This is a genomic window from Bacillus sp. GW823-FHT06A10, assembly GCF_058795375.1.
Map to the genome: position 1 here is coordinate 1,596,131 of NZ_JBXAHT010000001.1, position 21,610 is coordinate 1,617,740.

Sequence of the window (21,610 nt, forward strand, 5' to 3'; positions counted from 1 at the left end):
AATGGGAGACGTTATTGATATATATGGTTTATCACCTTTGCAAAAAGGAATACTGTTTCATACTTTATACGATCAAGATGATGAACATTCTTTTTCCTATATTGTACAAGTAGGTTTCTTGCTCGGGGGGCAATTGGATGTTGATATTTTTGAAAAGGCTTGGGAATATGTTATTAATCGACATGAGGTTTTACGTTCAGTATTTGTGTGGGAGGAAGTAGAAAAGCCATTACAAGCGGTTTACCAACGTCTTCCTTTTACTATTCATCAAGAGGATTGGAGCACCCATCCACATGAGGAAAGGGCGAAGAAATTACAACATTTTTTGAATGTAGATCGTAGAAAAGGATTTTTATTGGATGAAGCACCATTGATGAGAGTCACTGCGATTAAAGAAGCAAAAGAGGAAACGAGAATTATCTGGACACATCATCATATTTTGCTAGACGGATGGAGTGTGTCATTGGTCTTTAGTGAAGTGATGGAAGTTTATCTCAAGATGATAAAGGGAGAATTGTTGAATCTTCCTAAATCTCTTCCTTATAAAAAATATATTCAATGGATAAATAAACAAGATCAAAGTCAAGCAGAGGAATTTTGGAAAGAAGAATTAAAAGGGTTCTATGCACCTACTCCATTAGCAATGGAAAGAAAGGATCAAGGACAAGAGAAGGGTTATGGAGAGTGTGCTTATCAAGTATCTGAGGAACTTACTGAGAGTTTACAAAAGTGGGTACGAAATAATCGATTAACGTTGAATACGTTAGTACAAGGTGCATGGGCTTATTTGATGAGTAGGTATAGCGGTGACAGTGACGTCGTATTTGGCGTAACTAGCGCTGGACGTCCTACTGATTTAATAGGAGCAGAGAATATGGTGGGGCTATTTATTAACACATTACCTACCAGAATTCGATTAACGGATAATACATCAGTAGTAGATTGGCTTCGTAAAATACAAATGAAAGACATGGAACGAAGACAGTATGAGTATAATTCGTTGATAGATATTCAAGGCTGGAGTGAGGTTCCGCGAAATTGCTCCTTATTTCATACCTTGTATGTGTTTGAAAATTATCCAATTCAAGGTGAGAGAAATGATGATTTAAGATTACTAGATGTTAAAAGCACGGAACAAACAAATTATCCTTTAACACTCATTGTAATGCCCGGTAAGAAAATTACTTTAAAGTTGATGTATGATCGAAGCTATTTTAATGAAGAAGCAATAAATCGGATTCAGAATCACTTATTGCAAATATTAATTCAGATGACGAAGAGCCTAGATTCAAAACTATTTGAAATTACTCATTTAACAGAAGAAGAACAAATACAGTTACTAGAGGAATGGAATCATACTCAAGTTAATTATTCGGCTGAAGGCATGATTCATACGATGTTTGAGGAGCAAGTAAAAAAAACACCGGAAGCAATCGCGGCTAGTTACGAAAATGAACAAATTACCTATAAAGAGTTGGAGAAGCGTGCAAATCAGTTAGCTCATTATTTACAAAAGCATGGTGTAGGCCCAGAGTCTCTAGTTGGGGTATATATGGAACGTTCATTACAAATGATGATAGCGTTATTAGGTATTCTAAAATCAGGAGCAGCGTATGTTCCACTTGACCCTACTTATCCAGAGAGTCGACTTCGATATATATTAGAGGATGCTGGAATCGAAGTACTAGTGACGGAAGAGAATTCTAAAAATTTGTTTGTATCTGAAAATATAGAAACGATTTGTATGAATAAAGATTACACTGCAATTGAAAAAGAAGAAACAACCCCATGTATAAGTGGTGTAACAGGAGAAAATTTAGCGTATGTTATGTATACTTCAGGATCTACAGGGAATCCAAAGGGAGTAATGATTGAGCATCATTCAGTAATTAATTATCTAGAATGGATGCAACATAAATATCCGCTTTCTGAAAAAGATGTGGTCTTGCAGAAAACGCCATTCTCATTTGATGTCTCTGTTTGGGAATTGTTTTGGGGCATTCACGTTGGTGCAAGTGTATCTTTCCTACCTCCAGGTGGAGAAAAAGATCCTTCTATTATAGCTGAAGTGATTAAACAACATCAGGTTACTATAGTTCAATTTGTACCTTCGATGTTATCTGTTTTCTTAGATTACTTCAATCATATTGAATTGAACATGAATTGTTCGTCCGTACGCCATGTATTTTCTGGTGGAGAAGAACTAAGTTCAGGGTTAGTTAGACGTTTTCAACAGAAATGGGATTATAGTGGACAAGTGAAATTAACCAACTTTTATGGGCCAACTGAAGCCACTATTTATGTGAATGCATTTGATATTCAGCCTAATCAAGAATTTGTTTCTATTGGGAAGCCAATACAGAACACGCAATTATATGTATTAGACCAAAATCAACGCTTGCAATCAATAGGAACTGAAGGTGAGTTATATATTGGTGGTGTTGGTTTAGCGCGTGGATACTTAAATCGTCAGAATCTTACTGCTGAAAAATTCATTTCGCACCCATTTCAATTGGGGGAACGACTATATCGAACAGGAGATTCAGTAAGATATCTAAATGATGGAAATATAGAATTTATAGGTAGAATGGATCATCAAGTCAAAATGCGTGGTTTTAGGATTGAACTAGGAGAAATTGAAGCAACTTTAGAAAAATGTTCGTTTATTAAAGAGGCTGTCGTATTAGTTAGAGAAGATCGTCCAGGTGATCAACGATTGGTTGCATATGTAATAAGCGATGGAAATACCGAAGAGTGGAGAGAGTATTTACAAAACCAATTACCGAATCATATGATTCCAGCGCACTTTATAGAGTTAGAACATTTCCCGCTTACTCCGAATGGGAAAATTGACCGAAAGGCCTTGCCAGCACCTGATGAGCAAGCTATTGAAGATTTAAATGTGCTACCTCGGACGCCATCGGAAGAGCTTATTGCCTCGGTTTGGAGTCAAGTGTTAGGAACAGAAAATATTGGCATTCAGGATTCCTTCTTTGAACGTGGTGGGCACTCACTACTTGCTACTCAAATCGTCTCTCGATTGCAAGAACTGTTCCAAATTAAAATTCCATTACGTGAACTTTTCAAGCACGATACAGTGGAAGCATTGGCGAAACGAGTGGATCAGTTACGAAAGGAAGATAAAAAACGAAAGGTTGCTCCTCTTGTACCTATGAAACGAGAAGAAGTTATCCCACTTTCCTATGCGCAGAAACGTCTATGGTTTATTGATCAATTAATGCCAAATAGTGCTATGTACAATATTCATGCAGCGTGTCGCTTAACAGGTAAATGGTCAATTGAAGCATTGGAGGTCGGATGGAATCAATTGTTGGAGCGTCATGAATCATTAAGGACGACAATTCTAGAACAAGAGGGTGAACCTTTTCAACAGGTTCAATCTCATGTGTTCAGGCATATTCCTCAAACGAATCTAACAGATCTTTCTTTGGAAGATAGGGAAAGAGAAATGAAACGCCTTATTCAAAACGAGGCGGAGGAACCATTTCATTTTGGACAGGGTCCTCTGATTCGAACACGAATATTAAAAGTGGACAGGGAAGAATGGGTTCTCATTTGTACGATGCATCATATTATTTCAGATGGATGGTCAATGGGAATCTTACTTGAAGAATGGATGGCTTTTTATGAAGGAGCACTAACCGGAAAACCAGTGGAATTGAAGGAGTTATCTATCCAATATGCAGATTTTGTCATGTGGCAGAAGGAATGGCAAAAAGAGGAGAGTTTGAATCAGCATCTTCAATATTGGAAGGAAGAATTATCTGGGGAACTACCGGTTTTACAATTACCGATGGATCGTCCTCGACCTGCAGTTCAAACCCATCGTGGTGCAAGTCAGTCCTTAATAGTGGCGAATTCCTTACAGGAAAAGCTCAAAGATTTAAGTTTGCAAGAAGGATGCACTTTATTTATGACATTGATGGCAGCGTATCAAAGCTTCCTTTCTCGTTATACAGGACAGGACGACATTATAGTTGGAAGCCCAATCGCTAATCGAAATGTGAAAGAGATTGAGGGATTAATAGGATTCTTTGCAAATACGTTAGTTTATCGAGCTGATTTCAGTGGAAATCCGACGTTCCAAGAACTATTGTCGCAGGTAAGAAAAAAAGCGCTAAAAGCATTCGAGTATCAGGACATCCCATTTGAGAAAGTGGTAGAATCCGTAAAACCTGAACGGAATACAAGTCATTCACCAATATTCCAAACTATGTTTACTTTACAGAATACGAAACAAGAATTTCTTCAGCTATCTGAAAGACAAATGGAACTCATGAAAAGCCATGCTTCTGTTGCCAAATTTGATTTGAGTTTATTTGCTTCTGAGACGGAAGAAGGATTATCACTAACCTTTGAATATAATACTGATTTGTTTAATGATACAACCATTGAACGTATGGCAAGTCATTTTAAACATTGGTTAAATCAAATTGTCTCTCATCCAAAATGTATACTATCAGAACTGAATATGTTATCGAAAGTAGAATATAAGCAACTACTAGAGGAATGGAATGAATCAGCCGTTATAGATATAGAAGATAGTACGATTCATACAATGTTTGAAGAACAAGTGGAAAAAACACCAGAAGCAATTGCAGTAGTGTGCGAAGATGAAGAACTAACATATCGAGAGTTGGACGAACGCTCAAATCAGTTGGCACATTATTTACAAAAAAATGGTGTAACATGCGAATCATTAGTTGGGATTTGCGTTACACGTTCATCCGAGATGATTGTCGGTCTCTTAGGAATTATGAAGGCGGGAGGAGCATATGTCCCAATTGATCCAGCGTATCCGGAAAGTCGACTGCAGTACATTTTAGAAGATGCTCAAATAAAGGTACTGGTGACACAGGAAAAGTTACAACAAAAAATGGTTATACCTACATTCGTCAACGTCATTTGTATTGATCGTAATCGAGCAGAAATAGAACAGGAAGTTACTACGGTATGCACGAGTGAAGTGACGGGCGATAACTTAGCCTATATTATCTATACTTCAGGTTCCACTGGAAATCCAAAGGGAGTAATGATTGAGCACAGGAATACAGTAACAATGATTCATTGGGCGCATCACACGTATTCTCGAAAGGAATTAGCGGGAGTATTAGCTTCAACTTCACTATCTTTTGATTTATCCGTTTTTGAAGTATTTGTTCCCTTAACGATGGGTGGTAAGGTGATTGTCGCTGAAAATGCTCTACATCTAGACAAGTTGTCTACCAAAGGTGTGACTTTGGTTAATACTGTGCCATCGGCAGCAAAGGAACTGGTTCGAGCAAAAACAATTCCTTCTTCAGTAAAGGTAATAAATTTGGCTGGAGAACCGTTACCATATCCGCTTGTTCAAGATTTATACGAGAGAAGTACGATTGAGAAGGTGTTCAACTTATATGGACCGTCTGAAGATACTACGTATTCCACGTATATGGAATTAGAAAAGGGTGTCATGCATAGGGTACCACCAATCGGTAAACCAATCTTCAATACAGAAGTATATGTATTGAGTGCTGAACAAAAAATGGTTCCAATTGGTGTAGTTGGTGAGCTATACATTGGTGGATCAGGGTTAGCACGTGGATATTTAAAACGCCCTGACTTAACGAAAAATCGATTTATACCGCATCCGTTTAAAGAAGACGAGCGAGTATACCGGACTGGAGATCTAGTAAGGTATTTGCCGGATGGAAATTTGGAGTATGTTGGAAGAATTGATCATCAGGTGAAAATTCGTGGATTCCGGATTGAACTAGGAGAAATCGAGGCGGTATTACAAAAGCATACATTAGTTAGCGAAGCTATTGTGATGGTGCGGGAAGATTATCCTGGCGATCCACGTTTGATCGCCTATGTTGTAGGAGACGGGGATGCTCAAAAGTGGCGTGATTATCTCAAGGATCAACTACCAAATTATATGATTCCAGCCTATTTTGTTGGATTAAATGCATTTCCACTCACTCCTAATGGGAAAATTGATAGGAAGGTCTTACCAGCACCAGAGAGACAGGAGATAGCAAGTGGTTATATTGCTCCTCGTACGTCTACGGAAAAAACAATTGTTTCGATATGGCATGAAGTTTTAGGTATGGAAAACATCGGAATTCAGGATTCGTTTTTTGAAATTGGTGGACATTCATTACTTGCTACGCAAGCTGTTTCCAATCTTAAAGAGGCTTTTGGAATCGAGATACCATTGCATGATTTATTTATGTTTCATACGGTGCAGCAATTGGCAGAACAGATTGATCAATTGCTCTATAACAAAAATCAAGAAATGCAGAATGATAGTAAAGAGAATGTAAGTCTTCAAGACTATATTCAAAAAGAAGCAGAAGTCAGTAATGATGAAGAATTACTAGAACTGCTTAAGCAATTAGAAGGGCTATCAGAGGAAGAAGCACATGGGATATTCGAGAGTAATTTGATTGAGGAAGGGGTAAAAAAATGAGAAGTGATTTACTTGCAAAGCTGAGTTCACTTTCTCCTGAGAAGAGAGCATGGCTTCAGAAGCAAATGCAAAAAAAGGAGAATAAAGAAGCACTCCCGTTGTCTTATGCACAACAACGTTTGTGGTTTATGGACAGATTTAACCCAAACAGTTCTTTATATAATATTCCAACAGTATGGCATCTAAAAGGAAATTGGATACCTGAAGCATTAGAGAAGGGATTCAATCGACTCATTGAACGTCATGAATCATTACGAACTGTTTTTAAAGAAGTAGGAGAACAGCCTGTGCAACAAATTGTCGAATTCCTTCCTAGAGCATTACCTGTAAGGGATTACTCTCAACTTCCTCTAGAAGTAAAAGAAAAAGAGGTAGATAGTTTAATTGCGAGAGAAGCGCAAGAACCATTTGATTTAATGAATGGTCCTTTAATTCGTAAGCAGCTTGTTCAATTAGAGAAGGATGAATGGTTATTACTGTGTACGATGCATCATATTATTTCTGATGCTTGGTCCATTGGTATATTCATGAATGAATTACTTGCTTTCTATGAAGAAGAAACGGGCGGAAATCCTGCTAAATTAAGTTCACTATCCATTCAATATGCAGACTTTGCGAAGTGGCAAAAGGAGTGGTTGCAAGGTGATGTGCTAAATCGTCAGCTTACGTATTGGCAGGAAGAATTGTCTGGTGAACTTCCTATCTTACAACTGCCAGTGGATCGACCTCGACCGGTTAAGCAGACTTACTCTGGGGCTACGCATCATGTAATTTTTCCTTATAAATTGCTTAGTCAATTGAAGGATATAAGCCGACAAGAAGGATCTACTTTATTTATGACTTTAATGGCCGCATACCAGAGCTTTCTTGCTCGTTATACAGGACAAAAAGATATTCTAGTTGGTAGCCCGATTGCAAATCGGAACCATAAGGGAGTAGAAGGATTAATTGGTTTCTTTGTTAATACGTTGGTTTATCGATCAGATTTGAGTGGCACCCCTACCTTTCGGGAGATTTTGAACCAAACAAAGAAAAAGGCGTTAAAAGCTTACGAATATCAAGATATACCATTTGAAAAAGTGGTAGAAGCTGTGCAACCTGAACGAAGCATGAGTCATTCCCCTATATTTCAGACCATGTTTACGCTACAGAATATAAAACAAGAACGACTAGATTTGCCTGATAGAAGTATTGAAATGGTAGAAAGTAATATGTCTATTGCTAAATTTGATTTGAGCTTAACTGCCTATGAAGTGGAAGAAGGTCTATTCGTCTCATTTGAATACAACACGGATTTATTTGATAGTAGTACCATTGCACGTATGGCAGGACATTTTGAGAACTGGCTAAATGAAATCACGTATCATCCAGATGAATCATATACAAAGCTGTCAATGTTATCGGATACTGAGCAAAAACAACTCCTAGAAGAATGGAATGATACGGACGTAGTTTATGGTCATGATTGTATGATTCACGAGCTATTTGAGCAACAAGTTGCACGGACACCTGATGCAGTGGCGGTAGTTTATGAGGGTGGAAAGCTAACGTATCAAGAACTAAATGAAAAATCGAATCAATTGGCACATTTTCTACAAAAACGAGGTATCGGACCTGAATCATTGGTTGGTATATGTATTGAACGTTCTCCTGATATGATTATCGGTCTCTTTGGGATTTTGAAGGCAGGTGGGGCTTATGTCCCACTGGACCCAAGTTATCCCGAAAACCGCCTGAGATACATTTTGGAGAATTCACAAATTCAAGTGCTGTTAACAAAAGAGGCACTACAGGACTGGTTACCTAAAGATATTCAAGCAATTTGTTTAGATCGGGATCAAGTAATGATTTCTAAAGAGAGTAATTTAGCTCCGGTGAGTGGAGTAACAGCAAATAACTTAGCCTATATTATATACACTTCGGGTTCGACAGGAAATCCAAAGGGGGTAATGATTGAACATCATTCTGTTATAAATCGCCTACAGTGGATGCAGAAAAAATACCCATTGTCTGAGGAGGATACAATCCTACAAAAGACACCGTTTTCGTTTGATGTTTCTGTCTGGGAATTATTTTGGTGGTCATTTGTAGGAGCACGTGTTTGTTTACTTCCACCAGGAGGAGAGAAAGATCCTGCGGTGATTGAGGAGTATATTGAACGATACCGTGTGTCCACCATGCATTTTGTTCCGTCGATGTTATCTACTTTCTTAGATTATATGGAATTATATAATTCGAAAAGGGATGTATCGTCTTTAATTCAAGTTTTTACTAGTGGAGAAGCGTTAAACACTGAACAGGTTCGCCGGTTTAAGGGGATCTTTTACAATGCTCAGCAAACAAAGTTAATTAACTTGTATGGTCCTACTGAAGCAACTGTGGATGTGACTTATTACGATTGTGATTTAGAAAAAGAACCAATGCTTATTCCGATTGGTCGTCCGATTGATAATACAGAGTTGTATGTGTTAGATCAATATCAACAAGTGGTCCCGATTGGTGTGGCAGGGGAACTTTACCTTGGAGGAGTAGGATTAGCACGTGGCTACTTCAATCGACCGGATTTAACTACTGAACGTTTTATTCCGCATCCCTTTAAGGACGGGGAACGATTATATCGAACGGGTGACTTGGTTAGATATATAAATGATCGTAACTTAGAATATATTGGAAGAATAGATAACCAAGTTAAAATTAGAGGATTCCGAATTGAATTGGGAGAAATAGAAGCAGCTTTACATGATCACTCATCTGTAAAAGAGGCAGTCGTGTTGGTGAAGGAAGATCGACCAGGAGATAAGCAGTTAGTAGCTTATGTAGTGGGTGAAGGGGATGCTGGGGAGTGGCGTGAATATCTCAAGAAGCAATTACCACATTATATGGTTCCGGCATACTTTTTCCAAATTGAAGGTATGCCACTTACTCCAAATGGTAAAGTGAATCGGAAAGCATTATTGGAATTAGAAGAACAGTTCATAAGTGAAGATATTACTTCATCACGAACACCAGTGGAGGAGCTCATCGTTTCCGTTTGGAGCCAAGTGTTAGGAATAAAAAATATTAGTGTTCAGGATTCCTTTTTTGAAATCGGTGGTCATTCACTACTAGCTACTCAAGTAGTGTCACGTTTACAGGGAATTTTTCAAATCGAATTACCAGTACGTGAACTATTTGAATATACAACGGTGGAGTCACTGGCAAAGCGATTAGAACAGTTACGTAAAGGAGATAAAAAACGAGAGATTCCGCCACTAATACCAATGAAACGAGGAGAAGCTATTCCACTATCTTATGCCCAACAACGTTTATGGTTTATTGATCAATTTACACCTAATAGTGCCCTTTACAATATGCCAATGGTATGCCGTCTTACAGGGAATTGGCTACTTGAAGCATTGGAAACGGGATGGAATCAACTAATAGAACGTCATGAATCGCTGCGGACGGTCTTTCAAGAAGTGAATGGTCAACCCGTACAGCAAATTGAACCGTATGCTTTTCAATCAATTCCGAAAACGGATTTAACCATGCTTTCTTCTGAAGATCAAGAAGAAGAAGTTAAACGTTTAATTCAACAAGAAACAGAAGTGCCATTTGATTTAACAGAGGGTCCATTAATCAGGACAAGTATTTTGCACGTGGGAGAGGAAGAATGGATACTCCTTTGTACTCTACATCATATCATTTCAGATGGATGGTCAATGGGAATCCTACTTGAAGAATGGATGGCATTTTATGAGAAAGCAACGGATGGAAAGGTAGCGGAACTTGAACCATTACCGGTTCAATATTCCGACTTTGCTCAGTGGCAAAAAGGATGGCTAAAGGAGGAGGTGCTTGATCAACAACTCCAATATTGGAGGGAAGAATTGTCTGGGGAGCTTCCTGTACTCCAACTTCCTGTGGATCGCCCGCGTCCCGCAATACAAACTCATCACGGGTCGACATACACTATGGTTCTGCCAAGCACGCTACATGATAAATTGAATGAACTTAGTCGAAAAGAAGGGGCTACGCTCTTCATGACGCTTTTAGCTGCATATCAAAGTTTTCTATCTCGTTATACGGGACAAGAAGATATTCTGGTCGGAAGCCCAATTGCGAATCGGAATTATAGAGAAATTGAAGGACTAATTGGTTTCTTCGTTAACACGCTGGTTTATCGAGCTAATTTGAGTGGTAGACCGACATTTCAAGATGTACTGTATCAGGTTCGTCAAAAGGCATTGAAGGCGTATGAATATCAAGATATTCCATTTGAAAAAATTGTAGAAGTTGTGCAACCGGAGCGAAGTACAAGTCATTCGCCAATCTTCCAGACTATGTTCATCTTGCAAAATATGAAACAAGAGTTACCGGTGTTATCTAGTAGAAGTATTGAAATGATAGAAAGCCATAGTCCAATTGCAAAGTTTGATTTAAGTGTAATGGCAGTTGAGACGGAAGAGGGATTACTTTTTACTTTTGAGTACAATAAGGATTTATTCAATGCTACTACTATTGAACGGATGGCAGGACACTTTGAGAAATGGCTACATGAAGTTTCTCATCGCCCACAAAATCCGTTGCATGACCTGAGCATGCTATCAGAACCCGAACGTACTTTGTTATTAGAAACATGGAATGACACTGTAATGGAAATGTCTCATCAGGGTCTTATTTGCGACAGATTTGAGGAGCAAGTAGCAAGGCGTCCGGATGCGATTGCGGTAGTTGATCAAACAAAACAGTGGACTTATGGTGAACTGGATACACAAGCAAATCAGTTGGCAAATGTTTTACGGCGAAAGGGAGTAGCCCCAGAGTCAGTGGTAGGAGTTTATCTTCCGAGGTCAGCTGAGCTAATGGCAAGTTTACTAGGCATTTTAAAAGCTGGTGGAGCTTATGTTGTTTTAGATCCGTTATATCCAAAATCAAGGTTAGAATACATGATTGAAGATGCAGGAATTCAATTTGTAGTGACGGCGGAAGGACAAGAAGGACATTTCGCACACGTCGAAATGGTGAGGTTAGAAGAACTAACAGTGGAAAGCGTAATCGCACCTACACGTCAAATAAATCCAGAGAACTTAGCCTATATTGTTTATACCTCTGGTTCTACAGGAAAACCGAAGGGTGTCATGGTTGAAAATCGCTCATTAATGAATATGGTTTCTTGGCATCAAGAAGTTTATCATATTTCAGCAGAGGATCGTGCGACTCAGATTGCAGGGGTTGCTTTTGATTCGGCTGTCCAGGAGATTTGGCCGTATCTAACTGCTGGCGCAGCACTCTACTTGTCAACAGAGGAACTGAGAATTAATCCAGAAGCACTAAGGGACTGGCTCATTGATTCACGAATAACAGCTAGTTTTGCACCTACGCCTATTCTGGAAAGACTCTTGAAATTATCTTGGCCAGATAAAACGGATCTTCGTTTTATCATTACTGGTGGGGATCAATTAACGCAGTATCCATCTAGCGATATTCCTTTTGCGGTAATTAATCAGTATGGTCCATCGGAAAATACCGTTGTTACCACAGATTGTTACGTACCTGTAGGGGTGACAACAGGTACGCCATCGATTGGTCGACCGATTGCGAATACAGAAGTTTATGTGTTAGATTCTCATCTTCAGCTAGTACCAATTGGTGTAATTGGAGATCTCTATATTGGAGGGAAGAGTCTTGCACGTGGATATGCTAATCGTCCGGATCTTACAAAGGAAAAATTTATTCCACATCCTTTCAAGTCAGGAGAACGTCTCTATTATACAGGAGACAAAGCAAGTTATCTTTCTGATGGTAATCTCCAGTTCCATGGACGTATAGATGACCAAGTAAAAATTCGTGGTTTCCGGATTGAATTGGGAGAAATAGAAGCTGTTTTGCAGGCACATTCTTCTGTGAAAGAAGCAGTTGTATTGGTACGAGAGGATAATCAAGGTGATAAGAGATTAGTAGCTTATGTAGTTGGTGAAGGAAGTGTCCATGAATGGCGAGAACATCTACAAACACATTTACCAAATTACATGGTTCCAACAAACTTTATTGAGATGGAATTTTTACCACTTACACCGAATGGAAAGCTTGATTTGAAGGCATTGCCTATACTTAGTGAACAATCCGCTGAAAATAATGTATACCCAAGAACTCCGCTGGAAGAACTTATTGCTTCAGTGTGGAGTCAAGTGCTAGGAATAAGAGACATTGATGTTCAGGATTCATTCTTTGAGCTCGGTGGTCACTCTCTACTTGCTACACAAGTGGTCTCACGCTTACAGGAAGTCTTTCAAATCAAATTGCCAGTACGTGAACTGTTCGAATATTCAACGGTCGAAGCATTATCGAAACGAATAGATCAGTTACGTAAGGGGAGCGAAAAACGAGAAATTCCACCATTGATGCCGATGGAACGAGGGGGAAATATTCCACTGTCTTATGCCCAACAGCGCTTATGGTTTATTGATCAATTTGCACCTAATAGTGCACTTTATAATATGCCAATGGCATGCCGTCTTACAGGGAATTGGTTACCTGAGGCATTGGAGTTGGGATGGAATCAGTTGATAGAGCGTCATGAATCTTTGCGGACTGTATTTTATGAAGAGGATGGCCATCCTATGCAGCAGATTCAACCGTACGTTTTCCGTCCGCTTCTGCAAATGGACTTAACTAAGCTTTCATTAGAGGAGCGAGAAAGAAAGTTGGAGCAATGGATTCAAACTGAAGTCGAATCTCCATTTGATTTAGAAAAAGGGCCATTGTTCCGTGGGAAACTCATAAGAATTTCAGAAGAAGAATGGGTTCTTCTGTGTAATATGCATCATATTATCTCAGATGGATGGTCGATGGAAATCTTGCTTCAAGAATGGATGGCATTTTATGAGAATACGATTGGTGAAAAACAAGCAGAGCTGGAATCACTACCAGTTCAATATGCCGATTTTGCTCAGTGGCAAAGAGAATGGTTGAAAGATGAAGTACTATATCAACAACTTGCGTATTGGAAGGAAGAATTATCCGGTGAGTTACCAGTCTTAATGTTGCCAATGGATCGTCCGCGTCCGCCAGTGCAAACCCACCATGGATTAACTCATAATGTTTTGTTATCGCGCTCATTACTGGATAAATTAAACGAACTAAGTCGTCAAGAAGGGGCCACACTTTTCATGACCTTATTGGCATCGTATCAAAGTTTCCTTGCTCGTTATACGGGACAAACGGATATTATTGTTGGCAGCCCAATTGCAAATCGAAATTATCGAGAAATTGAAGGGCTGATTGGTTTCTTTGTCAATACATTGGTTTATCGCGCTGATTTAAGTAATGCACCGGCATTTCAAGAGTTGTTGTCTCAAGTGCGGATAAAAGCATTGAAGGCGTATGAGTATCAAGATGTTCCGTTTGAGAAAATTGTAGAGGTTATCCAACCTGAACGAAATACAAGCCATTCTCCGATTTTCCAAACCATGTTTACTTTGCAAAATACGGGACAGAAGCTACCAGAACTATATGGAAGAAATATAGAAGTAATGGAAAGTAATGCTCCTATCGCTAAGTTTGATTTAAGTTTAACTGCTGCAGAAGTGGAAGAGGGTTTATTACTTACTTTTGTTTATAGAACTGATTTATTTGACAGCTTAACTATTGAATCCATGGCTGAACATTTTGGGAACTGGTTGAATATAATCGTGGAGAATCCTGATAAATCATTAGCTAAGTTGCCTATATTGTCAGGATTACAGCAAAAACAGTTGGAGGAGTGGAATAATGATGCTGTAGCATATCCACAGGAAAGTACAATTCATCAGCTGTTTGAAGAGCAAGTAAATCGTACACCTGATGCGGTAGCAGTGGTAGATGAAAAACAGCAGTTAACGTATCAAGAGCTGAATGAAAAAGCTAATCAATTGGCCCACTATCTTCAGCAATGCGGAATTGGGAATGAATCATTGGTTGGACTTTGCTTTGAGCGTTCAATTGAGATGGTTGTTAGTATTATGGGGATTTGGAAGGCTGGAGCAGCCTATGTTCCATTAGACCCATCATATCCAGAAAGGCGCCTACGATATATTTTGGAGGACACTGGAATTCAAGTATTAGTTACGAACGAGTCATTGAAAGATTGGATACCTAAAGAAATCAAGATAGTTTGTCTAGATAGGGATCAAACAATGATTTCGCAAGAAAGCATTCTTTCACCAAAATGTGAAGTAACAGGAGAAGACTTAGCGTATGTTATCTATACTTCAGGATCAACGGGGAATCCAAAGGGTGTCTTGATACAGCATCATTCTGTACTAAACTTGTCGTATGGTTTACAAAAAGAGGTTTTCGAACATGAGATACCATCTAACATGCATGTCGGTCTAAATGCGTCAATTGCCTTTGATGCATCTATCCAGCAATTACAAATGCTGCTTTATGGTTCAAGTTTGTATATTATTCCGAATGAAGTACGAAGTGATCCGGAACAGTTTGTAGCTTATATTAGGGAGAACAAGTTAGCAATCTTTGATATAACGCCTTCAATGCTTCAATTACTTATAGATGCCGGATTGTTAGAAACGTACGATGGTGTTCATGTTCCAAGTAAGGTATTGGTTGGCGGCGAAGCGATTATGCCGTCATTATGGGAACAGCTAGTAGAGACTGATAAAATACAGTTTTATAATGTATATGGTCCTACAGAATGTACGGTTGATGCAACATGCTATCATATCAAAAAAGATAGTAAGAGAGTAACAATTGGGCGTCCATTGCCTAACATCCAAACTTATGTATTAGATAGAAATAGGTTGCCAGTTCCAGTTGGTGTGATGGGGGAACTTTATATCGGAGGAGCAGGTCTAGCAAGGGGGTACTTGAATCGTCCAGAGTTAACATCCGAACGATTTATTTCTCATCCATTCAAAGAAGGCGAGAGGTTATATAGAACAGGTGATCTTGTGAGATATCTTCCTGATGGTAATATAGACTACTTAGGAAGAATGGATAATCAAGTGAAGATTAGAGGATTTCGAATTGAACTTGGAGAGATTGAGTCGACTTTTCAAGAGCATGACTTGGTAAAAGAGGCAGTTGTAATGGTTAGGGAAAATCAGTCAGGAGATAAGAGGCTGGTAGCTTATGTAGTGGGCGAAGGTAGTTTAGAAGAATGGCGAGAGTATCTTAAAACAAAACTGCCAATCCATATGATACCTTCCTACTTTGTCGAAATGAAAGAATTACCGCTAACCATAAATGGAAAGATTGATCGAAAATCGTTACCTATACCAGATTATCAAGGAACACAAGAAGGATACGTGGCCCCAAGAAATGAACGTGAACATAAGCTTTCTATCATTTGGGAACGTGTGCTAGGTTCAAAACGTATTGGTATGAATGATAACTTCTTTGAAATTGGTGGAGATTCAATTCTTAGCATTCAGATTGTCTCTCGCGCAAAGCAAGCTGGTTTACAATTGACACCAAAACAAATATTTGAACACCAAACGATTGCTGAGTTGGCGCAAGTAGTCAAAGAAGAACAAGGTGTACAAGCTGAACAGGGAATTATAACTGGAGAGACGATACTTACACCTATTCAGCAAAGGTTTTTTGCACAAAATCATCCTAATCCACATCATTGGAATCAATCCATGTTCTTTAGAACGAAAGAGAAATTGGACATAGGATCACTGGAAAAGGCGGCAGGTAACCTTCTACTTCATCATGATGCCTTGCGATTAAGATATGAACGTTTACCTAATGGGGTTTGGAAACAGTGGAATGAAGGAATAGAAGAACAATTGATGCTTACTGTCATTTCATTAGACGAAGTGCCGGAAGCTGATTGGCATCAGGTTATTCAAAAAGAGATTAATGTTGCACAAGAAAGTTTGAATTTACATGATGGTCCGCTAATGAGAATGGTGTATTTTGATGAAGGTGAGCACGCTGGTCGATTATTTTGGACAATTCATCATTTAGCCGTGGATGGTGTTTCTTGGCGAATTTTATTGGAAGATTTGCAAACAGCATATACGCAAGTAGTCCAAGGGCAGAAAATTCAATTACCTATGAAGAGTACATCTTTTAAAGAATGGTCGGAGAAATTACATCATTACGCTGAAACTGGAATATCAAAAGAAGTGCTACATTATTGGGAGCAGCAGGCTGAACAAGACGTAGTTATACTGCCAGTAGATGGTACTATAAGTAATCCAGTAAGCTCAGTAACTGAGGGAATTACTGTGGTGTTAAACGAGAATGAGACCCGTATGTTATTGCAAGAGACTTTAAGCACTCACCGTGTCCAAATCAATGAAGTATTATTAGCAGCATTAGTACAAGCTACAGCAGCATGTACGGGGCAGCCGATATTAAGCGTAGATTTAGAGGGGCATGGTCGAGAAGAGATTATTGAAGATGTTGATTTATCGAGAACCGTGGGATGGTTTACAAGTATTTACCCAGTTCATTTAAATATTACTAATACTAATACGCCAATTGCAGCATTAAAAGCAGTTAAAGAACAAGTTCGCAAAATTCCTAATAAGGGTGTTGATTATGGGGTGTTGCGTTACATGAACGCAACAATGTGTGAGCAATTAAGCTCCCAATATACACCGTCTATTAGTTTTAACTATCTTGGACAATTTGACCAAATGTTTTCTAGCGATGCAATGTTTATTCCAGAGAACGAATTTAAGCGTTTAGATCATGCTGCCGGTTCCAAGCGATCGCATGTAATTGATGTAATTGGGGTTGTAACGGATGGAAAACTTCAGTTCACTTGGGTATACAATGTTGGACAATTTGCCAAATCAACGATTCAAAGTATTGCACAGAATATGCTATATCAACTGAGTAGATTGATTCAATCTTCAGATAGAGAATCTGCACTGACCATTTCGGATTTTGCAATGGCTAATCTTAGCCAAGAAGGTTTGACAAATGTACTAAACAAAATGCATCGTGGAAAGAACAATCAGATTACTGATTTATATCCACTATCACCTTTGCAAGAAGGTATGATTTTCCACACATTGCATGATCAAGGGGATGAACATGTTGCACCGTATATAGTGCAATTGAGTTTTATGATTCGAGGAAAAATGAATATTCCTACATTTGAGCAGGCGTGGAAATCTGTAATTCAGCGGCATGAAATTTTTCGTACAGCATTTGTATGGGACGAAATTGAAGAACCTGTACAAGTGGTGTATGAAAATATCCCATTTAAAGTGAACAAAGAAGACTGGAGTACAATGACAAGTGAAGAGATAGAAGAAAAAAGAAAAGTCTTTTTGGAATTAGATCGAAAACAAGCCTTCCAATTTGATGAAGCACCATTGATGCGGGTAACGGTCATTCAAGAAGGTGAGGAAGAATATCGGGTTGTTTGGACACATCACCATATTTTACTGGATGGATGGAGTTTACCATTGGTCTTTAATGAATTACTTACAGTCTATCAGAAGAGAATGAATGGAGAAGCTGTGAAGTTACCTAAATCCTCACCATATAAGAAATATATCCAATGGCTCAGAGAACAAGATAAGGAGCAGGCGGAACAATTCTGGAGAGAGAAGCTAAAAGGTTTTACTGCACCAACTTTACTGGGCTTAGAAAGTAAAGAGGAAGAAAAAGGTTACACAGAGAAGGTTACGTATTTATCAGAAGAGCAGACTCAAGAGTTACAAGGATGGGCGAAACGAAATAAACTTACTTTGAGTACAGTAATTCAAGGTGCATGGGCATATCTCATGAGCCGATATAGTGGAGAAAATGACATTGTTTTTGGTGTAACAAGCTCAGGGCGTTCTACGGAGATTATTGGTGTTGAAAACATCGTAGGTCCTTTCATTACAACGTCACCGACGCGAATTCAATTGATGGATGATATAAAAGTAATAGATTGGTTGCAGAAGTTACAAGAGGAAGAGATAGAAAGAAGACAATATGAGTATGCTTCTTTGACAGAGATTCAGGGGTGGAGTGAGGTTCCTAGAGGTACACCGTTGTTCAATTGTTTATATGTGTTTGAAAATTATCCAGTGAAAGAAGAATCTTCAGAAAATCTGGAAATTGGTGAATTGAAAGGGGTAGAACAAACCCACTATCCATTAGGATTGGCTGTAGTTCCAGGAATTCAGTTATCGTTAAAGTTAATGTATGACCGTAGTAAGTTTAATAGAGTAACCATTGAACGAATGCTGGGTCATTTACACAAAGTGTTAATGCAAATGCTCAAAAACATTGATCAAAATCTATCGGAGCTAGTATATATTACGGAGGCTGAACAAAGAAAGCTATTGGAAGAATGGAATAATAATGCTATATCCTATCCACGTGAGAATGTAATTCATCAACTATTCGAAGAGCAAGTAAATCGTACACCTGACGCGGTGGCAGTGGTAGATGAAAAACAGCAACTAACATATCGAGAGCTGAATGAAAGAGCTAATCAATTAGCACATCATTTACAGAAATGTGGAATTGGGACAGAGTCATTAGTTGGCCTTTGCTTTGAGCGTTCAGTTGAGATGGTTGTTGGTCTCATGGGAATTTGGAAGGCTGGAGCAGCCTATGTTCCATTAGATCCATCGAATCCGGAAAGCCGCCTACAATATATTTTAGAAGACACAGGAATTAAAGTGTTAGTTACAAATGAAGTATTACTAGGCTGGATACCTAAAGACATCAAGACAGTTTGCCTAGATAGGGACCAAGCAATGCTTTCTCAAGAAAGCAAACTTTCACCAATATGTGAGGTAACAGGGGAAAACTTAGCGTATGTTATCTATACTTCTGGTTCGACAGGGAATCCAAAGGGGGCTTTAGTACAGCACCATTCTGTAATAAACCTATCCTATGGTTTACAAAAAGAAGTTTTCTCACATGAAATACCTAATAATATGCGCGTCGGTTTGAATGCGTCAATTGCCTTTGATGTATCTATTCAGCAATTACAAATGTTGCTTTATGGTTCAAGTTTATATATTATCCCAAGTGAAGTTCGCACTAATCCGGAACAATTTGTGTCCTATATTAGGGAGAATAAATTGGAAATGTTTGATATGACACCTTCATTACTTCAATTACTTATAGATGGAGGATTGCTAGAAATAAGTGCTGATGTTCATGTACCGAGTAAGATATTAGTCGGTGGTGAAGCAATTATGCCGTCATTATGGGAACAGCTAGTAGAGACAGAAAAAATTGATTTTTATAATGTATACGGTCCTACAGAATGTACGGTTGATGCAACATGCTATCATATCAAAAAAGATAGTAAGAGAGTAACAATTGGCCGTCCGTTGCCGAACGTTCAAACTTATGTATTAGATAAAAATTTGTTACCTGTTCCAGTTGGTGTAACAGGTGAGCTATATATTGGGGGTGCAGGTATAGCGAGAGGATACTTGAATCGCTCAGAATTAACAGCAGAGCGATTCATCCGTCATCCATTTAATGAAGAAGAACGTTTATATCGTACGGGAGATTTGGTTCGTTATTTACCTGATGGTAATTTAGATTACTTGAGAAGAATTGATAATCAAGTGAAAATTAGGGGCTTTCGTATTGAACTTGAAGAGATTGAAGCGAGTATAGAGAGGCATCCATTGGTAAAAGAAGCAGTAGTTTTGGTAACAGAGGATAAATTAGGAGAGCAGAGATTGGTTGCTTATGTAGTTGGAGATGGTAGTATGCATGAGTGGCGTGAGTATCTCAAGACACAAGTACCAAATTATATGGTTCCCGCTCACTTTATTAAGGTAGACGAGATTCCTCTTACAACAAATGGCAAAGTTGATCGAAAGGCATTGAACAATTTAACTATTCATAGAGAAAATAACTTCTCTACACCAATCATTCCAAGGGATGAAATTGAATATCAGTTGATTAAAATCTGGCAGGATGTGTTACAGATAGAAGATGTCTATGTAAATGATGATTTCTTTAATAGAGGAGGACACTCTCTCCTTGTAATTAAATTAGTTTCAAAAATTAGGGAGAAGTTTGGAAAAGAGATTAAGGTGTCTACATTGATTAAGAATCCAACAGTGGAAGGAATCGCATGCCTTATTCGTGATAAGCATGATATGACGAAATCAGTAGCAGCGCTAGTTTCACTACAAGAATCAGAGAAAAGACCTTTCTTCTGCGTTCATCCGTTTATGGGGAATGTATTCTGTTACATTCAACTAGCAAGATTGCTTAAGAGCCATTGTTCATTTTATGGTTTACAGAATCCTCTTATAGAAAAGAAAGAAATTGACGAGTTAACTTTGCCGGAAGTAATTCAACTTTACATCGAAGAAATAAAACGTGTTCAGCCAGAAGGTCCATATCGTCTTGGAGGATGGTCTTTAGGCGGTGCGATTGCTTATGAAATCGCAACTGTACTAAGGAGTCAAGGTGAGGAAGTTGAGTTGTTGGTACTAATGGATACAAAAGTACCTTCAGAGCAGGATCATAAAACAAGGGAGGATATGCTCTCATATATATATGAGCATTTCATTCCTAGAGATTTTACTGAGCAGGAAGAAGGCCTCTTCCATAAACAAGATATGCTTGTAGAGCGATTAATTATGGAAGGAGTACTCCCGCCTGATGCAGATCTTATCAATTTGAAGCAAGTTATCAATGCTCATAGGAAATGCCTGAATATAATGGCAGAGCATGATTTAATACCATACTCTGGAGAAGTTCTCTACTTTAGTGCTGAGGAAGGAAAAGAGTTGTTTACAGATTGGGGACCTTTATTAAAAGGAAGAGTAAATAAGTATTCTGTCCCTGGATCACATGAGGAAATAGTAGACTTCCCCGCAGTTGAAAAGATAGCTAAGTACCTATTAAATGAATTTGAAGGGATAAAAGAAACATCCCTTTCATTAACTGAAAAGTAGAGAGTGCAAAAGATGCAACGCAATGAACGAAAAGGGGAGACCAATACCTGCATGCATATCAAGTGTAGGGAATAATGAATATATTAAGAGCATTACTTTTTAAGGGGATAATGTAAAAAGTAATTGGTAGAGACATAGAAATCTTTGTAATAGAAGCGAATGCCTGATGATATTACTGAGGAAAGGTGCATATTTTCATTGATATGTAAATATGCACCTTTCCTATTGTATATGCAATTTAGTAATGTGAATTTGAATT

2 protein-coding genes are annotated in these 21,610 nt (G+C 38.5%); both read left to right on the forward strand.

Annotation, left to right across the window (positions count from 1 at the left end):
• The first annotated feature begins 1 nt into the window (after position 1).
• Positions 2 to 6,472 (forward strand): non-ribosomal peptide synthetase, encoded by a 6,471-nt coding sequence (locus AC1Q8M_RS08215; protein ID WP_098365786.1) that lies wholly within the window; start codon positions 2 to 4, stop codon positions 6,470 to 6,472.
• Entirely contained in the window at positions 6,469 to 21,351 is a 14,883-nt protein-coding gene (locus AC1Q8M_RS08220) for a non-ribosomal peptide synthetase (protein WP_098511499.1), read from the forward strand. The genes AC1Q8M_RS08215 and AC1Q8M_RS08220 overlap by 4 nt, the downstream gene beginning before the upstream one ends.
• Positions 21,352 to 21,610: the final 259 nt, after the last annotated feature.